The organism is Streptomyces sp. SID14436, assembly GCF_010548465.1.
In the GTDB taxonomy this organism is placed as follows: Bacteria; Actinomycetota; Actinomycetes; order Streptomycetales; family Streptomycetaceae; genus Streptomyces.
The window spans coordinates 1-2536 of sequence record NZ_JAAGMD010000402.1 but is presented as its reverse complement, the minus strand read 5'-3'; the positions used below and the strand labels follow the sequence as shown (position 1 = coordinate 2536).

The window sequence follows — 2536 nt, the reverse complement described above, 5'->3', positions numbered from 1 at the left end:
GAGACCCTCGACGGCGTCCCGCTCCGCACCGGGCCGGCCCGGGACCTGCGGACGCTGATCGCCTCCCTGGCCCGGCGCGCCGTCTGACCGGGGCGCGCGGCCCGGTGAACCCGGTTGACCCGGGCCGCGCACCGGGGTGAGGGTGCGTTACGGCGCGGATCACGACCCCCGTGCCGGAAAGGTGACCGACATGATCCAGATCTCGCGGATCGAGGCGGCGGCCGAACGGATCGCCGGTCACGTGGTGCGGACGCCGACCGTGCCCAGCCCCGGCCTGTCGGAGCTGCTGGGCGTCCCGGTCACGGCCAAGCTGGAACTGCTCCAGCGCACGGGCTCGTTCAAGGCGCGGGGCGCGGCCGCCAAGCTGTTGTCGGTCGGCGAGGCCGGGCGGGCCGCCGGGGTGGTCGCCGTGAGCGGCGGCAACCACGGGATCGCGCTGGCGGTCATGGCCGCGGCGCTCGACGTGAAGGCGACGGTGGTGATGCCGCGTTCGGCGCCCGCCCGCGCGGTGGAGACCGCCCGGTCCGCGGGAGCGTCGGTGCGGCTGACCGACGACATGGACGGCGCCTTCGCCCTCATGACCCGGCTCCGGGACGAGGGGCTGACCCCGGTCCACCCGTTCGACGACCCGGAGGTGATCGCCGGGCAGGGCACCGTCGGGCTGGAGTTCGCCGCGGACGCCGACGACGTCACCGACGTGCTGGTCAGCATCGGGGGCGGCGGACTGATCTCCGGAGTGGCGGCGGCCCTGCGCGCGCGGCGCCCCGGCGTGCGCGTCTGGGGCGTGGAGACGCAGGGCGCGCAGGCCATGTCCGAGGCGCTCGCCGCGGGCGGCCCGGTGCCGGTCGCGCTGTCGTCGATCGTCTCCACCCTCAGCGCCCCGACCGTGTCGCCGCTGACGTACGAGCACGTCTCGGAGCTGGTCACCGAGGTGCTGGTGGTGCCGGACCGGGAGGCGGTGCGGGGTTCGCTCGAACTGGCCGAGCACGCCAAGGTGTGGACGGAACCGGCCGCCGGCTGCCTGCTGCCCGCCGCGCGGCAGGTGCGGGAACGGGTGGGTGACGGCGCCCGGCTCGGTCTGGTGGTCTGCGGCGGCAACGCCACCTTCGAGGACACCAGCGCCTGGGCGGACCGGTTCGGGCTGCGCTGACCGCACGGGGCGGCGGCGAACTCCGCCGCCGCATTCCGGCCGCCCGCGGCACCGGGCCGTTTTTCGCCCGCATCGGCCTTTACCGCGGGTTACCCCCAGGTGGGCCGAGAGCGCCGGTTTCCCGGCCGCCCACGCCGGAATACGCCCGGCCCAGGGAACGGCACGGCGTGCCAGGTGAGGCGCCTCCCGCCCGGTACGGCCCTTTCCGCTCGCACACGTGAGCCCGGTTTTCCGAATGAGGGTCAAGAACCGCCCCGGCACCGGAATTCGGACGCCTTTCCGTTGAACCGATCCGGGGCGGTCCTCCGTACCTGTGCCCAAGGCGGGAAACAGCGGTTGGACGAAGGATGACCATGGGCAGGGCGCACGTCTCCACACACGAGCCGGTCGGCGGTCGGTACCGGCTGGTCGAGGTCGTCCACCGCGAGACCAACCGCGTCTGCTGGTACGCCGACGACGTCCGCTCCGGCCGCCCCTGTCTGGTCACGCAGACCGGGCTGCCCGAGGGGGAGCCCGGCGACACGGCCCGCCGGGTCCTGTCGCGCATCCTGCGCACGGCCGAGAGCGTGGGCCGGCTGGCTCCGGGGCGGGTCGCGACGGTGGTCGACGCCGTCGACGAGTCCGGTTCGCTGTGGACGGTCATGGCGTGGATCGACGGCGTCCCGCTCGGCCGGCTGCTGGCCGAGCAGGGCACGTTCAACTACGTGCGGGCCGCCCGGATCGGGCTGGAACTGCTCGACGTGCTGGACGCCGCGCACGCCGAGGGCATCACGCACGGGGAGCTCAGCCCCGGCCAGGTGTTCGTGCGCGACACCGGTCCGGTCGTCGTCACCGGGTACGGGCTGGTCGGCGCCACGCTGGCGCCCCGGCTGACCGCGCCGTCGTACGCCTCGCCGGAACAGGCCCGCGACGAACGCATCGGCCCGGCCGCCGACCTGTGGGCGCTGGGCGCCCTCCTCTACACGATGGTCGAGGGCCGCCCGCCGTTCCGGGAGCGGGGCCGGCTGGAGGCGACCCTGCGGGGCGTGGACCGGCTGCCGCTGCGGAGCCCGGTGCGGGCCGGGCCGCTCGGGCAGGTGGTGCTCGGGCTGCTGCGCAAGGACTCCCGGGAGCGCCTGACCCGGCAGGTGGTCCGCGACGCCCTCACCCGCGTCCTCAGCGAGGAGCCGGGAGCGGGGGCGGCGGCCGTGCCCCGCCCCCGGCTGCGTGGGCTCGGCTTCGCCGCCGTGCGGTACGCGGGCCGGGAGTGGAGCCGCCGGACCGTGGTCCTCGGCACCACCCTGGCCGTGGTGACCTTGGCCGTCGCGGTGCTGGTGGCGACGCAGGGACTGCCCGGCGGCGGCACGTCGACGGCCGCTCCCCCGGCCGCGCCGCCCGCCGCCACCT

2 protein-coding genes are annotated in these 2536 nt (G+C 75.9%); both read left to right on the top strand.

The genetic code is table 11. The features are described 5' to 3' along the window. Positions 1 to 190: 190 nt before the first annotated feature. On the top strand, positions 191 to 1150 hold the full coding sequence (locus G3I53_RS14195; protein WP_031102015.1) for a threonine/serine dehydratase: 960 nt from the start codon (positions 191 to 193) through the stop codon (positions 1148 to 1150). A 353-nt stretch (positions 1151 to 1503) separates the two neighbouring features. Beyond that, positions 1504 to 2536 (top strand): serine/threonine-protein kinase (locus G3I53_RS14190; RefSeq protein WP_203617087.1); only part of this gene is annotated, 1033 nt, incomplete at its 3' end.

Coding starts and splice junctions, on each gene's coding strand:
- G3I53_RS14195 (WP_031102015.1), top strand. CDS start 191: ATGATCCAGATCTCGCGGATCGAGGCGGCGGCCGAACGGATCGCCGGT.